The sequence below is a fragment of the Vibrio sp. 10N.222.55.C6 genome (genome assembly GCF_041473395.1).
Lineage (GTDB): Bacteria > Pseudomonadota > Gammaproteobacteria > Enterobacterales > Vibrionaceae > Vibrio > Vibrio crassostreae_C.
This window is the reverse complement of record NZ_JBFRSD010000681.1, coordinates 1-454: the sequence shown is the minus strand read 5'-3', so window position 1 is coordinate 454 and position 454 is coordinate 1. Positions and strand designations below refer to the sequence as shown.

At 39.6% G+C, this 454-nt stretch carries 1 pseudogene; it reads left to right on the top strand.

Going from position 1 to position 454, the window contains the following annotated elements:
* Positions 1–62: 62 nt before the first annotated feature.
* A pseudogene (locus AB4486_RS25625) lies at positions 63–454 on the top strand (hypothetical protein); the annotation flags it as partial.

The window sequence follows — 454 nt, the reverse complement described above, 5'->3', positions numbered from 1 at the left end:
AATATTTATGTACCCGGGTGGTTGCACGAGCACCTCAAGTTGTTGCTGAATAAGGTTTTATCATGTCAGAACAAGCTCTACCTTCATCTGTTGATAAAACAGCACCAGAAGAAGACATGTCTTTAACTCAACAAGCTCCCAATGAAGATCAAAAAGATTTTCTTGAAATAATGAGAGAGAAGACACCAAACTCTATCCTTGCCATCATTGCGCTGATCATCGCAGGTGGTCAGTTCAACGATGCTATTGATATGGGAAGCAAAGGTTGGGACCTCTTAATTTCTAACTTTTCAGATGCTCCATCTAACGAGCGTCTTTCTAAAGTCTATATTCGTGCTTCCAGTGGCATTTTAGAAGAGACATTTGGCTCTCCGGTTTATACCAAGATGTCGAATGGTGAGGTACAGATAAAGTACTACAAAGACAGTAAGTTTATTCTTTCTGCAATAACATC